This is a genomic window from Alphaproteobacteria bacterium, from assembly GCA_039980135.1.
GTDB lineage: Bacteria > Pseudomonadota > Alphaproteobacteria > UBA6615 > UBA6615 > UBA8079.
In genome coordinates, this window is record JBDXCV010000011.1 from 19,696 (window position 1) to 35,434 (window position 15,739).

General features: G+C 61.4%; 16 protein-coding genes. 9 read left to right on the top strand and 7 right to left on the bottom strand.

Annotated elements, in window-relative coordinates; genetic code table 11:
- Position 1 precedes the first annotated feature (1 nt).
- The 3 genes from ABJ363_14790 to ABJ363_14800 all read right to left on the bottom strand — a co-directional run bounded on the left by ABJ363_14790 (position 2) and on the right by ABJ363_14800 (position 3,049).
- Positions 2–775 (bottom strand): enoyl-CoA hydratase/isomerase family protein, encoded by a 774-nt coding sequence (locus tag ABJ363_14790; protein ID MEP4380262.1) that lies wholly within the window; start codon positions 773–775, stop codon positions 2–4.
- Between the two features lie 47 nt (positions 776–822).
- Positions 823–1,854, bottom strand: a complete 1,032-nt coding sequence (locus ABJ363_14795; GenBank protein ID MEP4380263.1) for a 2-oxoglutarate and iron-dependent oxygenase domain-containing protein — start codon at positions 1,852–1,854, stop codon at positions 823–825.
- A gap of 82 nt (positions 1,855–1,936) precedes the next feature.
- Positions 1,937–3,049, bottom strand: coding sequence for an LLM class flavin-dependent oxidoreductase (locus ABJ363_14800; protein MEP4380264.1), 1,113 nt, complete (start codon positions 3,047–3,049; stop codon positions 1,937–1,939).
- A 193-nt stretch (positions 3,050–3,242) separates the two neighbouring features.
- Between ABJ363_14800 and ABJ363_14805 the strand changes: the two genes are divergently transcribed.
- Positions 3,243–4,022: a citryl-CoA lyase gene (locus tag ABJ363_14805; GenBank protein ID MEP4380265.1), complete on the top strand. Its 780-nt coding sequence runs from the start codon at positions 3,243–3,245 to the stop codon at positions 4,020–4,022.
- Between the two features lie 5 nt (positions 4,023–4,027).
- Positions 4,028–5,359, top strand: coding sequence for an AMP-binding protein (locus ABJ363_14810; protein MEP4380266.1), 1,332 nt, complete (start codon positions 4,028–4,030; stop codon positions 5,357–5,359).
- 7 nt (positions 5,360–5,366) lie between these two features.
- Here the strand turns inward: ABJ363_14810 and ABJ363_14815 are convergent, their stop codons facing one another.
- Together ABJ363_14815 and ABJ363_14820 are read right to left on the bottom strand one after the other, a co-directional pair.
- Positions 5,367–5,999, bottom strand: a complete 633-nt coding sequence (locus ABJ363_14815) for a YbhB/YbcL family Raf kinase inhibitor-like protein (protein ID MEP4380267.1) — start codon at positions 5,997–5,999, stop codon at positions 5,367–5,369.
- 120 nt (positions 6,000–6,119) lie between these two features.
- Positions 6,120–7,088 carry a lipid A deacylase LpxR family protein gene (locus ABJ363_14820; protein ID MEP4380268.1) on the bottom strand — a complete coding sequence of 323 codons (969 nt, stop codon included), beginning with the start codon at positions 7,086–7,088 and terminating at the stop codon, positions 6,120–6,122.
- Positions 7,089–7,255: 167 nt separating this feature from the next.
- On the opposite strand from ABJ363_14820, the gene queA reads away from it, so the two are divergent.
- The 6 genes from queA (at position 7,256) to ettA (ending at position 12,888) form a co-directional block, all read left to right on the top strand.
- The gene (gene queA / locus ABJ363_14825) at positions 7,256–8,284 is read left to right on the top strand and encodes a tRNA preQ1(34) S-adenosylmethionine ribosyltransferase-isomerase QueA (GenBank protein MEP4380269.1); all 1,029 of its coding nucleotides are present in this window, start codon (positions 7,256–7,258) and stop codon (positions 8,282–8,284) included.
- Between the two features lie 66 nt (positions 8,285–8,350).
- Complete coding sequence (queF, locus tag ABJ363_14830) at positions 8,351–8,815, top strand: preQ(1) synthase (GenBank protein MEP4380270.1); 465 nt, start codon at positions 8,351–8,353, stop codon at positions 8,813–8,815.
- A gap of 6 nt (positions 8,816–8,821) precedes the next feature.
- Entirely contained in the window at positions 8,822–9,964 is a 1,143-nt protein-coding gene (queG, locus tag ABJ363_14835) for a tRNA epoxyqueuosine(34) reductase QueG (GenBank protein ID MEP4380271.1), read from the top strand.
- 31 nt (positions 9,965–9,995) lie between these two features.
- Positions 9,996–10,496: a hypothetical protein gene (locus tag ABJ363_14840; protein MEP4380272.1), complete on the top strand. Its 501-nt coding sequence runs from the start codon at positions 9,996–9,998 to the stop codon at positions 10,494–10,496.
- Positions 10,497–10,505: 9 nt separating this feature from the next.
- A complete protein-coding gene (locus ABJ363_14845) occupies positions 10,506–11,111 on the top strand; it encodes a YciI family protein (GenBank protein ID MEP4380273.1) in 606 nt (201 codons plus the stop codon).
- Positions 11,112–11,208: 97 nt separating this feature from the next.
- On the top strand, positions 11,209–12,888 hold the full coding sequence (gene ettA / locus ABJ363_14850; protein MEP4380274.1) for an energy-dependent translational throttle protein EttA: 1,680 nt from the start codon (positions 11,209–11,211) through the stop codon (positions 12,886–12,888).
- Between the two features lie 37 nt (positions 12,889–12,925).
- Here ettA and ABJ363_14855 read toward each other — a convergent pair whose 3' ends face one another.
- Both ABJ363_14855 and ABJ363_14860 read right to left on the bottom strand, forming a co-directional pair.
- Positions 12,926–13,543, bottom strand: coding sequence for an ABC transporter substrate-binding protein (locus ABJ363_14855; GenBank protein MEP4380275.1), 618 nt, complete (start codon positions 13,541–13,543; stop codon positions 12,926–12,928).
- Between the two features lie 12 nt (positions 13,544–13,555).
- Positions 13,556–14,353 (bottom strand): VacJ family lipoprotein, encoded by a 798-nt coding sequence (locus ABJ363_14860; protein MEP4380276.1) that lies wholly within the window; start codon positions 14,351–14,353, stop codon positions 13,556–13,558.
- A 412-nt stretch (positions 14,354–14,765) separates the two neighbouring features.
- Between ABJ363_14860 and ABJ363_14865 the strand changes: the two genes are divergently transcribed.
- Complete coding sequence (locus tag ABJ363_14865; protein MEP4380277.1) at positions 14,766–15,734, top strand: metalloregulator ArsR/SmtB family transcription factor; 969 nt, start codon at positions 14,766–14,768, stop codon at positions 15,732–15,734.
- The last annotated feature ends 5 nt before the right edge of the window (positions 15,735–15,739 follow it).

Genomic DNA, 15,739 nt, shown 5'->3' on the forward strand with positions numbered 1-15,739 from the left:
CCTATCCCTTCGACGGGAGGACTTTTTCGGCGGCCTCCCAATGATCGTCATGGACCCAGGTCTGCACGAACATGCCGGTCTCGATCGCGTGCATTTCCGCGCGCGACTCTCCGCGCCGATGGGAGATGCTGACGGCCTTGAAGGCGCGCATCGATTGCGGCTTTTGTTTGCGGATCGGAGAGAGGAAAGTCTCGATTGTGTCGTCGATATTCTCGTCGTCGGCGCCGATCGCGTCATACAGCCCGATATTGAGCGCCGTTGTTGGTTCGAGCATCTCGCCTGTGCTCACCAGCCTGAGGCCGCGCGCGCGGCCGACCAGGTCGAACAGGTCGGGGCCGCCACCCCAGGCCGTGGCGAGCGCGAGGCGGCCCTGGACGAAGCCGATGCGGGCATGGTTTGCCGCGACTCGAAAATCGCAAGACACCGCGAGTTCTGCGCCGCCGCCGAACGCATTGCCGTTCAGGCCGGCGATCACGGGGACCGGGAAGTCACGGATTGCGTTGAACGCGGTCTTGGCGTCGACTGCCATCTTCTCGGCTTCGGCTTCGGTGCGCAGCCCCGCCAGTTCGCGCAGGTCGCCGCCCGCGGCGAAGGTTTTGTCGCCCGCACCCCGCAAAACAGCGGCCACCAGTGTTTCGTCCCGGGCCGCCGCGCGAAATGTCTCGCCGATCGCATCGATGATCGAAAGTGCGAGCGCGTTGTGTTTTTCCGCGCGATTGATGGTGACATAAAGCACGCGGTCACGCGTTTTTGTCAGGATCTGTACGTTGCTCATGTCCATGCCTTCGTCACGCAGTACTCGGGTGTGAATGGAGAGGAATGCTAGTCCTCGTCCATTTCTGCCGTGCGGTAGATGTAGTTCCCATCCATGTAGGTGATGAAGAAGTCGTGGAACGACATCGGCTCGTATTTCGGTTCCTCGCCCGGTTGGATGCAGGTCGGGAACGGGTCGGCCACGGTCTCATCGTTGCAGTTGTAGAAAAACGTGAGCGCATACCGGTCCTTCAACGGCGGGACGACGCGATGCGGGGTGGCGATGAAGCGGCCATTCGTCCAGCGGTTGAAGAACTCGCCGGTATTCACGACGATCGCGCCACGGAGGGGCTTGATCTCCATCCATTTGCCCGATGGAGACATGACCTGCAGGCCCGGCACGTCCATCAGCGGCAGATAGGTCATCGAGCTGTGATCAGAATGCGGCGACAGTGAAAACTGTCCCTCTTCGGCCTCGACAGGCGGATACCAGGCGCAGCGGTTGTAATATTCTGGCTTGGAGAATTTGTCGGTGAAATAGTCGTCCGGCAATTCCAGCGCGCGGGCATAGGCCGGCAGCATTCGGGTCGCCAAACTGGCCATGGTCTCCTGATATTCCAGCAGCACCGTACGGAATTCCGGCAGTTCTTCCGGCCACTGGTTCAGGTTCCGGTGCCGGGTGTTGGCTTTCACCTTGGGGTCGTCGGCGGTGCGTTCGCGCATGAACGCCCATGCCTCGTTGAGGTCCTTCTTCTCGTTCTTGGCGATCTTCGACCAGCGCAGGATCAGTGACTTGTTGGGGATGAAGCCCTGATGATGGAAATCAACCCGGTACTTCATTTTGATGTCGTCCGACAGGGCGAACAAATCCGCGATCAGCTCGAAACTGCGGTCGATCAACGCCTGATCGATCCCGTGATTGATGATGCAGTAGAAACCGAGGCTTTCCTGGATCGCGCGCAGGTCTGTCGCAAATTGTTTCACGGCGTCCAGGTCCCCGGACAGATAGCCGCTGACATCGATGACCGGAATGCGCTCCTCGGCGATGCATTCCGCGACGTCGGGAGAAACGGCGCGTTCGGATTCAGCGGCAACGGACATGTGAGCCTCCGTAATACTTATGCCCGGCCACCCCGCACCGTGTTTGGGGTGCAGGGCGGACCGAACATGTCCATGAGACGGTCTATTGTGCGGCGGCGGCAGCCTCGTCTTCGGGAACCAGATCCGCGAGGTTCGGCATGACCTCCTTGGCGAACAACGACATGTTGTCGAGCCAATCCTGGAAGGGTTCGTAGACATACTGAACCTGCAGCACCGTGCCGAATCCGCCGGTGTCGTCATAGAGTTTGCGGAGCTTTTCGGTGACCGTGTCCGGGCTGCCGACGACCCAGATGTTGTCGCAGATGTATTCCGCCGTCAGGTCCTCGTCCTTGATATCTTCGTTCTCCTTGTAGAGATCGACGACACCCAGTGACTTGAGAACGTTGTACATGTAGTCGTTATAGGCCTTCGCCATGCCGCCGTTCAGCACATGATCGCGCGCCTCCGCGTCGGTCTTGGCGACGTAGATTTCGCGCGCGACCCGCCAGTCCTTGCGGCTCGGCGTACGCCCGGTTTCCTTGGCGCCCTGCAGGACCGCTTCCCAGTGGGTGTTGAGGTTGGCGGCCGGCAAATAGTTGACGCTCATCGGCATCCAGCCTTCACGCCCGGCAGTCACTAGCGATTCCGAGTATTTGTGAAGCCCGGCGACCGCGATCGGCGGATGGGGGTCCTGATACGGACGGATGTGATGGTATAGCGGAATTTGCGGCATCGGCTCGGGCACCTTGAACTGCCAGAACTTGCCGTTGTGCTCGAAGGGATCTTCCTCGGTCCACAGGCGGGTGATGGCGTCGATCGCCTCACGCATCCGTTCGCGATGCTCACCTTCCTGATAGTCGATATCGAAAAAGTGGAAATCGGTGGGGGCGCCGCCCGCGCCGATACCGAAATTCAGGCGTCCCTTCGACAGGTGGTCCAGATAGGCGATACGCAACGCCACAAGACGCGGATCATGCATCGGGAGAAGCACGACACCGGTGCCGACCCTGATCTGCTCGGTCTGGGCGAAGACGGTTGCGGCAAACAGATCCGTCGCGGGAATAGGCTCCCACGGGATCGTGTAATGTTCGCCCATCCAACCTTCGCTGTAGCCGAGCTTGTCGGCGTGGATATACGTCTCGATGTCGCGGTGATAGTTCCCGTTGACGTCTCCGCCGGGTGGGCGGAGTGGCATGCTGAACATTCCGTATTTCATGGTTTCAGTCTCCCTAGGACCCGGGCCGTGGGCGGCATGGCGCCGCTCTCATTTGTGGCTGGGTCCATTCTAGGGGCAGGGCGTTGGCGGGAGTCAATGATGTTCCAGCAACAGAATAGTAATTCGTATATGTGAATAGTTGTGGCCGCTTGGGTTAGACCCTATCGTCGCGCAGGACTTGAGGGGGACGACCATGTTGATTGGCAAGAAGGGCGAGGCCAAAACCGCTATCGAAACGGCGGATGTGAGCTCGATCACAGTGCGCGGGAAGGATCTGTGCAACGAGGTGATGGGGCATGCCTCGATCGCGGAGTTTTTCTTTTTCCATCTCACAGGTCGCGAGCCGAGCGCTGATCAGGCATTTTTCATGGATGTCCTCGTGGTGGGGCTGGCCGAGCATGGCCTGACACCGAGCGTACAAGCCGCCCGCATGACCTTGGCAGCCGCACCGGAGGCGATGCAGGGGGCGGTCGCGGCCGGCCTCCTCGGGGTCGGCTCCGTCATTCTGGGTAGTGCGGATATCTGTGGCGATATGCTCGACGATGCCGCGACCCGGATCGAAGGCGGGGAGACCCCCGAAGCCGCCGCGCTGGCGATCGCGCAAGCATACAAGGACGCCGGCAAATTCATTCCCGGGTTCGGTCATCCCATTCACCACCCGGTCGACCCCCGTGCGGTACGAATTCTCGAACTGGCCGATGAACGTGGCGTGTCGGGGCGCCATGTGGGGGCGCTGCGGGCTTTTCCGGGCGCCGTGGCTGCGGTTTGGGGCAAACCGTTGCCGATGAACCTTCAAGGGCCGATGGCGGCAGTGCTCCTTGATCTCGATTTCCCCAAGGCCGCAATCCGGGGCATCCCCATTCTGGCCCGCACGGTCGGCCTGATCGGCCATCTGAACGAGGAAATGGAACGCCCGATCGGGTTCCTGCTGGCCCATCATGGGGAAGAAGCCATCTCCTATGACGGGGAGTAGAACGGATGCCGGCCGGCGCGCTCTTTGATCCCGAGGCCGAGACCCGGGACCCCGCAGACCAGAAACGGAAAGACGAACCGGTCTATCGCCGGCAGATCGAGTATCTCTTTGCGCGGTCGGAATTTTATCAGGCAAAGTTCAAGGAAGCGGGCTTCAGGACGCCTGAATCGATTGGCGGTCTGGACGAGCTGCGCCATCTGCCGCTCACGGTGAAAGATGAGCTCCGCGCGAGCCAGGCCGAGCATCTGCCATTGGGCAAGCAGCTTGCGGCACCGCTCGATGATGTGGTTCGGATCTATTCGACCAGCGGCACCTCAGGCACCCCGCTCTATATTCCTGTCACGCTGGGCGACCTCAAACGCTGGATTCACACCTCGAACCGAAGCTATTTCGCCGCCGGCATCCGGCCCCACCACCGGGTCGTCACCACGTATAATTCCGGCCCGTTTGCGGCGGGTGCGGTGCATGAATCCATGATCGCGTTGGGTGTTCGCATGGTGCCGGTGGGGAGCGGGAACACCGAGCGGCTCCTGACCGCGTTGGAACGGTTTCAGGTGCAGGCCATGCCCGGCACACCATCCTATTTCCTGTATATCGCCGAAGCCGCGCGCGCGCGCGGGATCGATCCGGCAGCCTGCGGGCTCGAAACACTGGTGGCCGGTGGGGAGCCCGGTGGCGGTGAACCCGAGGTTCGCGCCCAGATCGAGGGGGCCTTCAACGCGAAGGTGCATGAGGTGCTGGGGCTCGGTGAGCTTTCGATCTCGATGTTCGGCGAAGGCCCCGAGCAGGATGGGATGAACTTCCTGGCCCGCGACTATATCCATATGGAGCTGATCGATCCGAAAACGGAAGAGATTCTGCCGTTCGAAGACGGGGTCCAGGGCGAGCCGGTCTACACCCATTTACAACAGGAAGCCGCACCCCTGCTGCGCTATCGCTCACGTGATCATGTCACCGTGAGCATGGGCCCGGTCGCCAGCGGCCGCACGGGTCCGCGAATACGTTGCATCGGGCGGACCGACGACATGCTCATCGTGCGTGGCGTGAATGTCTTTCCCAGCGCCATCCGGGAGGTGGTGAGCCTGTTTCGTCCGGAGGTGAGCGGCATCATGCTGGTACGCCCGAAGAAGAAAGGCGTCCAGCAACTGCCACCGTTGCCGATCCATGTAGAGGCAGCCGACGGCAGCACACCGGGAGCGGGCCTCGGGGCGGCCATCGAAAAGACGATCCGCGAGAAGCTGGTGGTCACGACAAAGGTCGAGATCGTGCCTTTCGGCAGCCTGCCGCGCACCGACTACAAGACAAAGCTCGTGGATGACACCGACGCGGCGACCTGATTGCCGGTCAGGCGATCGCCGGGTTCAGCGTGTATTCGCCCACAACCTGCCCGCTGGCGAGGATGTGCCCCTCCATGGCCGCCAGCGCGTCGCCGCCGCTGAAGATCCCGCCTAGGCCGAGCGTCTCGACATCGAGCGCATACACCGTGAACACATACTCATGCATGATTTCGTCGTTCCAGGGCGGGGCGGGGCCGTCATATCCGCCATAATCGCCCGCCATGTCCGGGTTCGAGGCCATGAACATGCCGAAATCGTTGGCGCCGCGTACGCCATGCGCCGCAGGTCCTGTCGCCTTGCCCTTGGGCACGACCGCGTCGGATTCGGCGCCCTTCGGCACGCTGGTTGTGGACGCGGGAATATCGACGAGGACCCAGTGCATGAAGTCCATGCGCGGCAGGTCCGCGGAGATCGTTTTGCCGTCCTGATTGGCATCATCGAACACCGTCGGGACACTGCGATCATGCATGATGATCGCGTAGGATTTGGTCCCGTCGGGGCCGGCACTCCAGCTGATGGCCGGGCTGATATTCGCACCGAAGGTGAAGGGTTCGCTTTCGGTGCGGACGCCGAAGGCGAATGCCTCGGGTATCCGTTGACCTTCGGTGATGCCGTCGATGCTGAGGCTGAGAGCCGTCATGATTCATCCCCCGTGATGGTTGCTGTGAGCCTGATCCTTCAGGGCCCGGGAGCTTAGCATGCGGGGATGGCCTGAAAAGACCGGCTCGGCACAGGCGCGGCACCGGCGCGGCGGCTGTGCCTAGAAATTCGCCGACAGGCTGATCGCACCGAACCGGTCAGCCTGGCGCTGTCCCTCGAATTCCCGGGTCCGGAGTATCTGGGTCACGGCCAGGCGCACGCCGCGATAGATGAAGGCGAGGCCGACCTGCGCATCCCCGACCAGATGTCGTTTGTCGACACTGTGGCTTCTGGCAAACGTGTTTCCGTCGAGGAAGATGTCATGGGCGACGCCGCGTACCTGGATGCCGGCAAAGGCGTACCAGGCGAGGCCGGATTGCTTGTCCACTGCCGCGAGACCGCTGAGCGATGGGCGGATGAGCGGCGGGCCATAATCGACGTCGAGATTCTGTCCGACCCGAAGTATGGCGCCAGCGCTGGCGAAGGTCATCACGTTGCCGACGCTGCCGCCGATATGGGGGATGGCACCGACCTCGACGCCGAACAGATTCCATGGGTCAGGGCGCCAGCGGCGTTCACCGATCAGCATCACGCCGGGCTCGTTGTCGAGTTGGTGGCCCCAACCGTTCGAACGGCCGACATTTATCAGGTCATGTACGCCGTTCTGTACCTGTCGGCCCAGGGCCAGGGGGCCGACGATACCGAGATTGAGTTCCACCGTGTCGAGCCTGTTGGTCGAAGACGACGCCGGGTCGCGTCTGGTTTCGGCGTGGACGGATATGGCGCCGTACAGCCAGCCGGCATAGGGGCGGTCATCGGTCACCAGGCCGGAGGTGGTCGTGTTTTCCGGGGTAAAGATGCTCTGTCCGAATGCCGCGCCGACCCGGCCCTGACGCAGGCTTGCAAAAGGATAAAGCGTCTCGAGTACATCCTTGACCCAGATCGGGTCGTCGTCACGCGCACCGGAAACCCAGGACAGGCGGAATCCGTTGGTGTAATGCCGGTCGGTGTTGGCGATCCGGTCATTCTCCCACTGGACGCTGTAGGTATCTTTCGTCGTCTGCGCGTTCGCCTGTACTGTTGCCGCCACATTGGATGCGGCAAGACAAGCGCCGACCAGGGCGAAAATGCTAAAAACAGGCGGGGACAATCCGGGCACCATGGGGACGCATCTTTGTTGAAACGAATTGCTTGCAAGCTAATGGCAGCCACGCGGACATGGAGTCAATCATGCGCCTGGATCCAGATGCGACAACGATGAGAACATCCGAATTCGATTTCGAGCTCCCGGCGGCACGGATCGCGCAACGACCGGCGGAGCCGCGCGAATCCGCGCGCCTGCTCGATCTGCGCGACGGCATGTCAGACCGTGTCGTTCGGGACCTGCCGGGTCTGCTCGATCCCGACAGTCTGCTGGTGGTGAACGATACCCGGGTGATTCCCGCGCAACTCGAGGGCCGTCGTGGCGAGGGGCGGATGTCGGTGACCTTGCACAAGCGCCTGAGCGATACCGAATGGCTTGCCTTTGCGCGACCCGCTAAACGGCTGAGGCCCGGAGATCGCATTGATTTTGCCGAAGGCTTTGCCGCGGAGATGATCGGGCGACGGGATGGCGGCGAAGTGCATCTGCGCTTCGATATGGACGCAGCGGCGTTTCGCGATGCGTTGGCGAACCATGGCCGGACCCCGCTCCCGCCCTATATCAAGCGCTCCGATGGCCCCGACGGGCAAGACGCCCATGATTATCAGACGATGTTTGCCGCTCGCGAGGGTGCCGTGGCGGCCCCGACCGCCGGCCTGCATTTCACCCCCGCGCTGATGACCGCGCTCGCGTCTGCCGGCATGGAGATCGCATCGGTGACCCTGCATGTGGGGGCGGGGACGTTCCTGCCCGTGACGGCCGAGGATGTGCACGAACACAAGATGCATGCCGAATATGGCGAAGTGGACGCCGATGTCGCTGCGCGGGTCAACGCGGCGCGGGCGGCCGGGAGGCCGGTCGTGTCGATCGGCACGACCGCGCTCCGGATTCTCGAAACCGCCGTTGATGCAGAGGGTTTGGTTTCGGCGTTTCGCGGCGACACAAGGCTCTTCTGTGTGCCCGGATACGAGTTTCGGGCCGTCGATCAACTTTTCACGAATTTCCATCTGCCGCGCTCGACGTTGTTCATGCTGGTCTGCGCATTTGCGGGAACGGAACATATGCGTGAGGCTTACCGCCACGCCGTCGATGCGGGATACCGTTTCTTCTCCTATGGGGATGCGACATTGCTGCGGCGGGCCTGACCCTATAGATGCCTCGGCAAGTATGAGATGATTGCCCCAAAGGGCCTTGCACAAGGGTGCGGTGACATGAATGACGAAGTCTATGACGGGCTGACGCAACTCGGCAGTCCGTCGAAATTGCCGGCGTCGCCGGAAGAAGCCAGTCTGGAGCGGGTGCCTAACCCGAAGCCGGGGACCACCTACCTGGTGCGGTTCGCCTGCCCGGAATTCACGTCCCTGTGTCCGATCACAGGCCAGCCCGATTTTGCCCATCTCGTGATCGACTATGTGCCCGACGGCTGGCTGGTCGAGAGCAAGTCCCTGAAGCTGTTTCTCGGTTCCTACCGCAACCATGGCGGATTTCACGAGGCGTGCACTGTGGATATCGCCCAGCGGATCGAAACATTGCTGGATCCGGCCTGGCTCCGGATCGGCGGTTACTGGTATCCGCGTGGCGGCATCCCCATCGATGTGTTCTATCAATCCGGCGAGCCCCCCGAGGGGTTGTGGTTGCCCGATCAGGGGGTCGCGCCCTATCGCGGGCGCGGCTAGGCCTGAATGTCGGATGCGGCGGCCGCTTTGCGCATTCGCGAGAAGGCGACGGCGCTCGGCTTCGATGCGGTTGGTTTTGCGCCTGTCCGTCTCGCGCCCGAAGTTCGCGAGAATCTGGCAACGTTCCTGGCCGAAGGCCGGCACGGCGACATGGACTGGTTGCCGGCCAAGTCCGAGCGACGGCGCGAACCGGCGGCGCTCTGGCCCGAGGCACGCTCCGTGATCGCACTGGGAATGGCCTACACCCCCGGTCCCGGTGCCTTCGAGAGCCTGAATCAAACCGGTATCGGCCACCTGTCGGTGTATGCGCGCGGGCGTGACTATCACGACGTGATCAAGAAGCGCCTCAAGGCGTTGGGCCGATGGATTTGCGAAGAGTTTCCGGGCGACGTGAAGGTATTTGTCGATACCGCACCGGTCATGGAAAAACCCGTGGCGCAGGCCGCGGGTCTGGGCTGGCAGGGGAAGCACACCAATCTGGTGTCGCGCGACCATGGGTCATGGTTGTTCCTGGGGGAGGTGTTCACTACCCTCGACCTGCCTGACGACATGGCCGCCGACGATCATTGCGGGTCGTGCCGCCAATGTCTCGATGCGTGTCCGACAGATGCGCTGCCAGCGCCCTATCAGATTGATGCGCGTCGATGCATTTCATATCTCACAATCGAACATAAAGGACCCATCGACCGCGAGTTGCGTCCGCTGATCGGCAATCGGATTTACGGTTGCGACGATTGTCTTGCCGCCTGTCCGTGGAACAAGTTCGCCGCTGCGGCACCCGTGACCGAGTTGCGCGGGCGCGAAGAATTCGCTGCGCCGCGATTGACGGATCTTGTCCGGTTGGATGATGGGGCATTCCGCGCCTTCTTCTCGAAAACTGCGATCAAGCGTGTGGGGCGGGACCGGTTCGTCCGAAATGTATTGACCGCGCTGGGCAATGTGGGCGGCGAGGGCGCTGCCGACGCGGCCCGCGAACGGCTGAAGGATTCATCCCCGCTGGTGCGCGGTGCGGCCGTGTGGGCGTTGTCGCGTCTTTTGTCTGAGAGCGAGTTCGCGGACTTCCGTGCGCAGCATATGCCTGGAGAGGCCGACAGCCATGTGCTCTCGGAGTGGGCGACAGAGGAGACTTCCAACGACGGGCTGCGCTAGTCTCGGCGAAACCATATCAGGGAGAAGACAGATGAGCGTTTCGGTATCGGATTTTGTCCACGAGTTCGTCGCGTTGCATGACGATGAAGTGGAGTGGCAGGCGGGTGAGGGCGCGAACGAGATTTTGGCTTTACCCGCAGGCGTGGAGGTCAAGATATTCAACTATGATGCGGCGATGGGTCGGGTCGATATGAAAGTCCGCTTCCCGCCGGGCTATGTCGAACCCGAGCACAGCCACAAGAGCTGGCACTCCATTGTGGTGCTGGCCGGCCGGATGTGCGTGGCAGGAAAGGATTTGCGCCCGGGCGACTATGTGTTCGGCGGCAATACCCCGCACGGTCCCTATGAGTATCCCGACGGCTGCGAGGTGTTCATCGTGTTCATGGGCGAGGGCACCCAGCATGAATGGGATGAGGAAAAGCATCTGGCCCATGAGAACAGCTGGGATGCCGAGACCGACACCGGCAAGGACGGAGTCGCCAAGCAGGCAGCCGCGCGGTCGAGCGGCAAAGTCAGCGCGGATTCGGAGTAGGGCACAGTCATGCCGACATATTTTTTCTACTGCCGTGACAAGCCGGATACCCGTGAAACCCGGAAAGCGATCGTCGAGGCGCATTGGGCGTTCATGGATACCTATGCCGACCGGATGGTCGCGCGTGGACCGACCCTGGCAGATGACGGCGAGACCCCGACCGGCAGCATGCATATCGTCGAACTCCCGGACGCCGAGGCGGCGCGGGTGTTCGCCTATGACGAGCCCTATGCGAAGGCCGGCGTGTTCGAAGACATCATCGTTCGTCGCTGGCGTAACGCGCTCGGGCAAACCATGTGGGACTTCGAAGGCGATCCGGAAAACAATCAGCGGTTTCTGCTGATCGGCCACGGGCGTCCGGACAGGACCGCAGAACGCGATGGTCTTCTCGAAGCCCATCGTGAGTATTTTATCGACGGCGGTTACCTGCCGCGGTTTATCGAGCGTGGGCCCCTCTACAATGACGATGAAAGCGAATGGGTCGGGAGCGCCATGCTGATTGAGTTCCCCGATCGTGCAGCGGTCGAGGAAATGCTGGCGGACGAGCCCTATTGCAAGGCGGGCCTCTACACGAGTGTCGATATTCATCCCTGGCGGTTCGGCGGGCGCCACTAACGCGCCACCACAGGGTGATTGACGAACCGTTGCGCCGCGCGCGCGGGCGGCTTACATAGACGCCCGTCAGCCAACCCAACCTGTTGAGAGTGTGCCCGTGAACACCCCCCAGTATGTCTATGTCATGAAGGGCCTGACCAAGGTCTTCCCTGGCGGCCGCAAGGTCGTCGAAGATGTCTGGTTGAGCTTCATGCCCGGCGCCAAGATCGGCGTCCTGGGGCTGAACGGCTCCGGCAAATCGACCCTGCTCAAAATCATGGCGGGCCTTGATGGCGAGTATCAGGGTGAAGCCTGGGCGGCGGACGGCCTGAAGGTGGGATTCCTGCCGCAGGAACCCGATCTCGACCCTGACAAGGATGTCATGGGCAATGTCATGGATGGCGTGGCCGAGACCAAGGCGCTACTCGATCGTTTCAACGAAGTGAGCATGCGCTTCGGCGAGGATATTACGCCCGAGGAGATGGATGCACTGATTGCGGAGCAGGCCGAACTCCAGAACGAAATCGATGCCAGCGACGCATGGGAGCTGGACCGACAGATCGAGATCGCCATGGATGCTCTGCGATGCCCACCAGGTGATGCCGATGTCTCGAACCTCTCGGGTGGCGAACGGCGCCGGGTCGCGCTCTGCCGGCTGTTGCTGTCCCGCCCCGATATGCTTTTGCTCGACGAGCCGACCAACCATCTCGATGCGGAATCCGTCGCCTGGCTCGAGCGTTTTCTGGAAGATTATCCGGGCACAGTGGTTGCGGTGACCCATGACCGATACTTTCTCGACAATGTCGCCGGCTGGATCCTCGAACTGGATCGTGGCAAGGGGCTTCCCTTCGAAGGCAATTACAGCGCCTGGCTGGAAGCGAAAGAGAAACGCCTGGCCCAGGAAGAGCGTGAAGAATCATCACGCCAGCGCACGATAAAACAGGAGCTGGAGTGGGTGCGTCAGAGCCCGCGTGCACGCCAGGCCAAGAGCAAGGCGCGCGTTGATGCCTATGAGAAACTCGTCGCGGCCAGCCAGGACAAGGCGCCCGAGGGTCAGCAGATCACCATTCCGCCGGGACCGCGCCTGGGTGACCTGGTGATTGAGGCAGACAACATCCGCAAGGGTTTCGGCAATCACCTGCTGATCGACGATCTCAGCTTCAAGATGCCGCCAGGGGCCATCGTCGGGGTGATTGGGCCGAACGGCGCGGGTAAAACCACGTTCTGCCGCATGGTGACGTCGCAGGAGACACCCGATTCCGGCGACTTCCGGATCGGCGATACCGTGGTGATGGGGTATGTGGACCAAAGCCGCGACGCGCTGTCCGCGGAGAAGACGGTGTGGGAGGAGATATCCGAGGGGATCGATGTGATCGAGCTCGGCAAGCGGAACGTACAGAGCCGGGCCTACGTCGCTGGGTTCAATTTCAAGGGATCGGATCAGCAAAAACCCGTCGGGCAGCTATCGGGCGGTGAACGCAACCGCGTACATCTGGCGAAAGTTCTGAAATCCGGGTCTAACTTCCTGATGTTGGACGAACCGACCAACGATCTGGATGTCGACACATTGCGCGCGCTCGAAGAAGCGCTGCTGGAATTCCCCGGATGCGCGATCGTGGTCAGCCATGACCGCTGGTTCCTCGATCGGATCGCGACCCATATCCTCGCTTTCGAGGGTAACAGCGAAGTCGTCTGGTTCGAGGGAAACTACGAGGCCTATACCGAGGACCTCAAGCGCCGTCGCGGCGCAGACGCGGACCAGCCGCACCGGATCAAGTACAAGCCGCTACAGCGCTGAATTCGGAGGCGTACTGGCGAGGCGGGGGAGACGGCGCCTAGCTGTCCCGCATCTTGCGCAACTGCTCAAGCAGTGACGACAATTTGCGGCCATTATTGAGAATGACCGAGTTGAACTCGTCGCGTTGCGTGTTCGCCATGCTGAAGCCCGCGACCTTCACATCCACGATCTTGATGACGTCGCCCTGGCTGGCAACGCGCCATTCGATCTGGACGGGCGAGGTGGGGCTCGTGAAGAACTGGCTGGAGACCAACGCTACCTTTTCCGGACCGTTGCTCGGCTCGTTGGTCGCGCCGCGGACCTCGAACGACTGTCCGGAATAGAGAGAGAAGCGGTCTGCCCAGGTGCTGACGATCACGTCCTCAAAGAGCACGAGATATTCCTCGCGTTCTTCTTTGGAGGCATTGCGCCAGTAACGGCCCAGCGCAAAGCGGGCGATGGCGTCCACGGCGAAGCCTTCACGGAACAGGCTCCTGAACTGCGCGCGCCGGTCCTCGCTGGTGATCTCGGCGTCTGTCAGGGTCGTGATGGCACGATCGGACAGGGACTTGATGAATGAAACGGATTTGTCCAGATGATCGTCGGCCTGCGCGGCGGGCGCGACGAAGAGCAATGCGAGGACAATGACGAACGCCGGGTTGACACGGGCGATCATGGGAGCGGGCCCCTACTTGCCTGACGCGGTTTCTTTGGTGTCCGATTTCTCTTCCAGGTCCAACCCAAGCGTTGGAGCTGGCTGAACCGGCGCGGTTTCGCCGTTGCGGACCTGCGCTTCACGCTGCTGACGATACAGACTGCGCACGGCCGCGTAGTAGTCCACCGAGTTAAGCTGCAAATCCCGAACCTGGTTTACGTTGTTCGAACGCCGCACCACCGCATTGCCGGCGGCACGACCGATCGTGACCGGGGTGTCGGTGATCCAGCCGACCGGATCGAAGAAGAAATCGCCGACCGTGCCGAACGTATCCCGCACCGAGGACGGTCCGATCAGCGGCAGCATGACGTATGGGCCCTGTTCGAAGCCCCACACGGCGAGTGTCTGGCCGGCGTCTTCAAAGACGGGCTCCTGGTCCGGCATCGTGTTGCCGAGAAGAAATGTCGGAAGCGCCGTGAAGAAGCGCGTTGCCGCAAGATTTGCCCGCTCCATATCGCCCTGCAGGAGTGAATGCAGGAAGCTCAGGGGCATGAACAGATTTGTGATGAAGTTCTCGACCGGCGGCTTCAGCTCATCGGGAAACAAGTCCCGGTAGGTGACGGCCGTCGGCTGCAGGACCAACTGGTCTACCGCCACGTTGGCCGAGAAGACCAGGCGGTTTGCCGGCTCGAACGGGTCGTTCGCTTTCTCGAACTCGGCAAGTGCTTCCTTGTCGTCACTTGGCGGAATCGCGCAAGCCGTCAGCGTGCCCATCAGCAGCGCGGCAAACAAGATACGAGAAGGCTTAAGATCAATTAGTGTTTTCAACATTATCTCTATTCCACATCGCAAGTCCGGCTCCCTTACCCAGAAAAAAAGCCAGTTGTGCGACCTGCACACAAAACCACCGCCTCATCATGCCCCGATGCCCTTGCGGGAACCTTAACGAGTCGCCCCCGCGACAGGTCTTGATCAGATCGTGTGATGAATTTGCTACCACAGCCCTTGAAGCAGCGCCACACGACAAGCAAGCAATCAGGCTGGTGTCCGAGTTATTGTTGCAAAATAGATACAGTTTGCGGCGACGAATCGGACACAACCACGAGATTACACTAGAAAACATAAATATATAAATATATGTTTATGTCAATGGTCGTGCGAATCGATGGGTGTCGCGCCGATTCGCCGCCGTTCCGATCAAACCATTCCGGCAACCAGTTTTCGAAAGAGTAATCGCATCTCCATGGACCAGGTCCTTGCAATTCTGCGTGCGGCTGGAGAGCCAAACCGCCTGCGTATCCTGGCCCTGTGTGCCCAGGGTGACTTGACCGTCAGTGAATTGACGAGAATTCTCGGGCAGAGCCAGCCGAGTATATCCCGTCACCTGAAGCTCCTGTGTGATGCCGGACTGCTGGAGCGGCTGCAAGAAGGGAGTTGGGCGTTCTTCCATCTCGCTTCGGGTACCCCCAGTGCCGACATTCTTCGTTTGCTGATTGACGAAATCGAAGATTCCGACGGCCTTGTCGCACGGGACCGGCAGCGCCTTGGCGAAATCAAGGACGCCCGGGCCAGGCTTGCGGAGGCCTATTTCCGGGAAGCCGCCGGCTCCTGGGATCAGATTCGCGCGCTACATGTCGATGAGGGCGTGGTCGAGGGGGCGATACAGGATCTGTTGACCGACGAGGTCCATGACACTTTGCTGGATATCGGCACCGGGACCGGTCGGATGCTGCAGTTGCTGGCGGGGCGTGTGCGCGAAGCCGTGGGCGTTGACCAGTCGCGTGACATGCTTGCCGTGGCGCGGACCAATCTCTCGGAACCCGAATACCGGAATTGCAATGTGCGTCAGGCGGACATGTATCAGCTGCCTTTCAATGATCAATCTTTCGATCTGGTGATCCTGCACATGGTCCTGCATTTCGCCGATGAGCCCGGCCACGCCATCAAGGAAGCCGCACGCGTCCTCAAGTCGGGCGGTACTTTCGTGGTGGTGGATTTCGCTCCGCACGAGATGGAGGCATTGCGTGACGACCACGCCCATCGGCGCCTTGGCTTCCGGACGGAAGAGGTCGGTCGCTGGGCGGCGGAACAGGGTTTGCAGGTCACCGACGTCCGCACCCTGCCGGGGACCTCGCTCAACGTCACACTTTGGAAAACCCGGCGGCCCGCAGATGTGCAGTCTATCGATATCCGCCCACGCGCCTCCGCCTAGGAACA

Coding starts and splice junctions, on each gene's coding strand:
- ABJ363_14790 (MEP4380262.1), bottom strand. CDS start 775: ATGAGCAACGTACAGATCCTGACAAAAACGCGTGACCGCGTGCTTTAT.
- ABJ363_14795 (MEP4380263.1), bottom strand. CDS start 1,854: ATGTCCGTTGCCGCTGAATCCGAACGCGCCGTTTCTCCCGACGTCGCG.
- ABJ363_14800 (MEP4380264.1), bottom strand. CDS start 3,049: ATGAAATACGGAATGTTCAGCATGCCACTCCGCCCACCCGGCGGAGAC.
- ABJ363_14805 (MEP4380265.1), top strand. CDS start 3,243: ATGTTGATTGGCAAGAAGGGCGAGGCCAAAACCGCTATCGAAACGGCG.
- ABJ363_14810 (MEP4380266.1), top strand. CDS start 4,028: ATGCCGGCCGGCGCGCTCTTTGATCCCGAGGCCGAGACCCGGGACCCC.
- ABJ363_14815 (MEP4380267.1), bottom strand. CDS start 5,999: ATGACGGCTCTCAGCCTCAGCATCGACGGCATCACCGAAGGTCAACGG.
- queA (MEP4380269.1), top strand. CDS start 7,256: ATGAGAACATCCGAATTCGATTTCGAGCTCCCGGCGGCACGGATCGCG.
- queF (MEP4380270.1), top strand. CDS start 8,351: ATGAATGACGAAGTCTATGACGGGCTGACGCAACTCGGCAGTCCGTCG.
- queG (MEP4380271.1), top strand. CDS start 8,822: ATGTCGGATGCGGCGGCCGCTTTGCGCATTCGCGAGAAGGCGACGGCG.
- ABJ363_14840 (MEP4380272.1), top strand. CDS start 9,996: ATGAGCGTTTCGGTATCGGATTTTGTCCACGAGTTCGTCGCGTTGCAT.
- ABJ363_14845 (MEP4380273.1), top strand. CDS start 10,506: ATGCCGACATATTTTTTCTACTGCCGTGACAAGCCGGATACCCGTGAA.
- ABJ363_14855 (MEP4380275.1), bottom strand. CDS start 13,543: ATGATCGCCCGTGTCAACCCGGCGTTCGTCATTGTCCTCGCATTGCTC.
- ABJ363_14860 (MEP4380276.1), bottom strand. CDS start 14,353: ATGTTGAAAACACTAATTGATCTTAAGCCTTCTCGTATCTTGTTTGCC.
- ABJ363_14865 (MEP4380277.1), top strand. CDS start 14,766: ATGGACCAGGTCCTTGCAATTCTGCGTGCGGCTGGAGAGCCAAACCGC.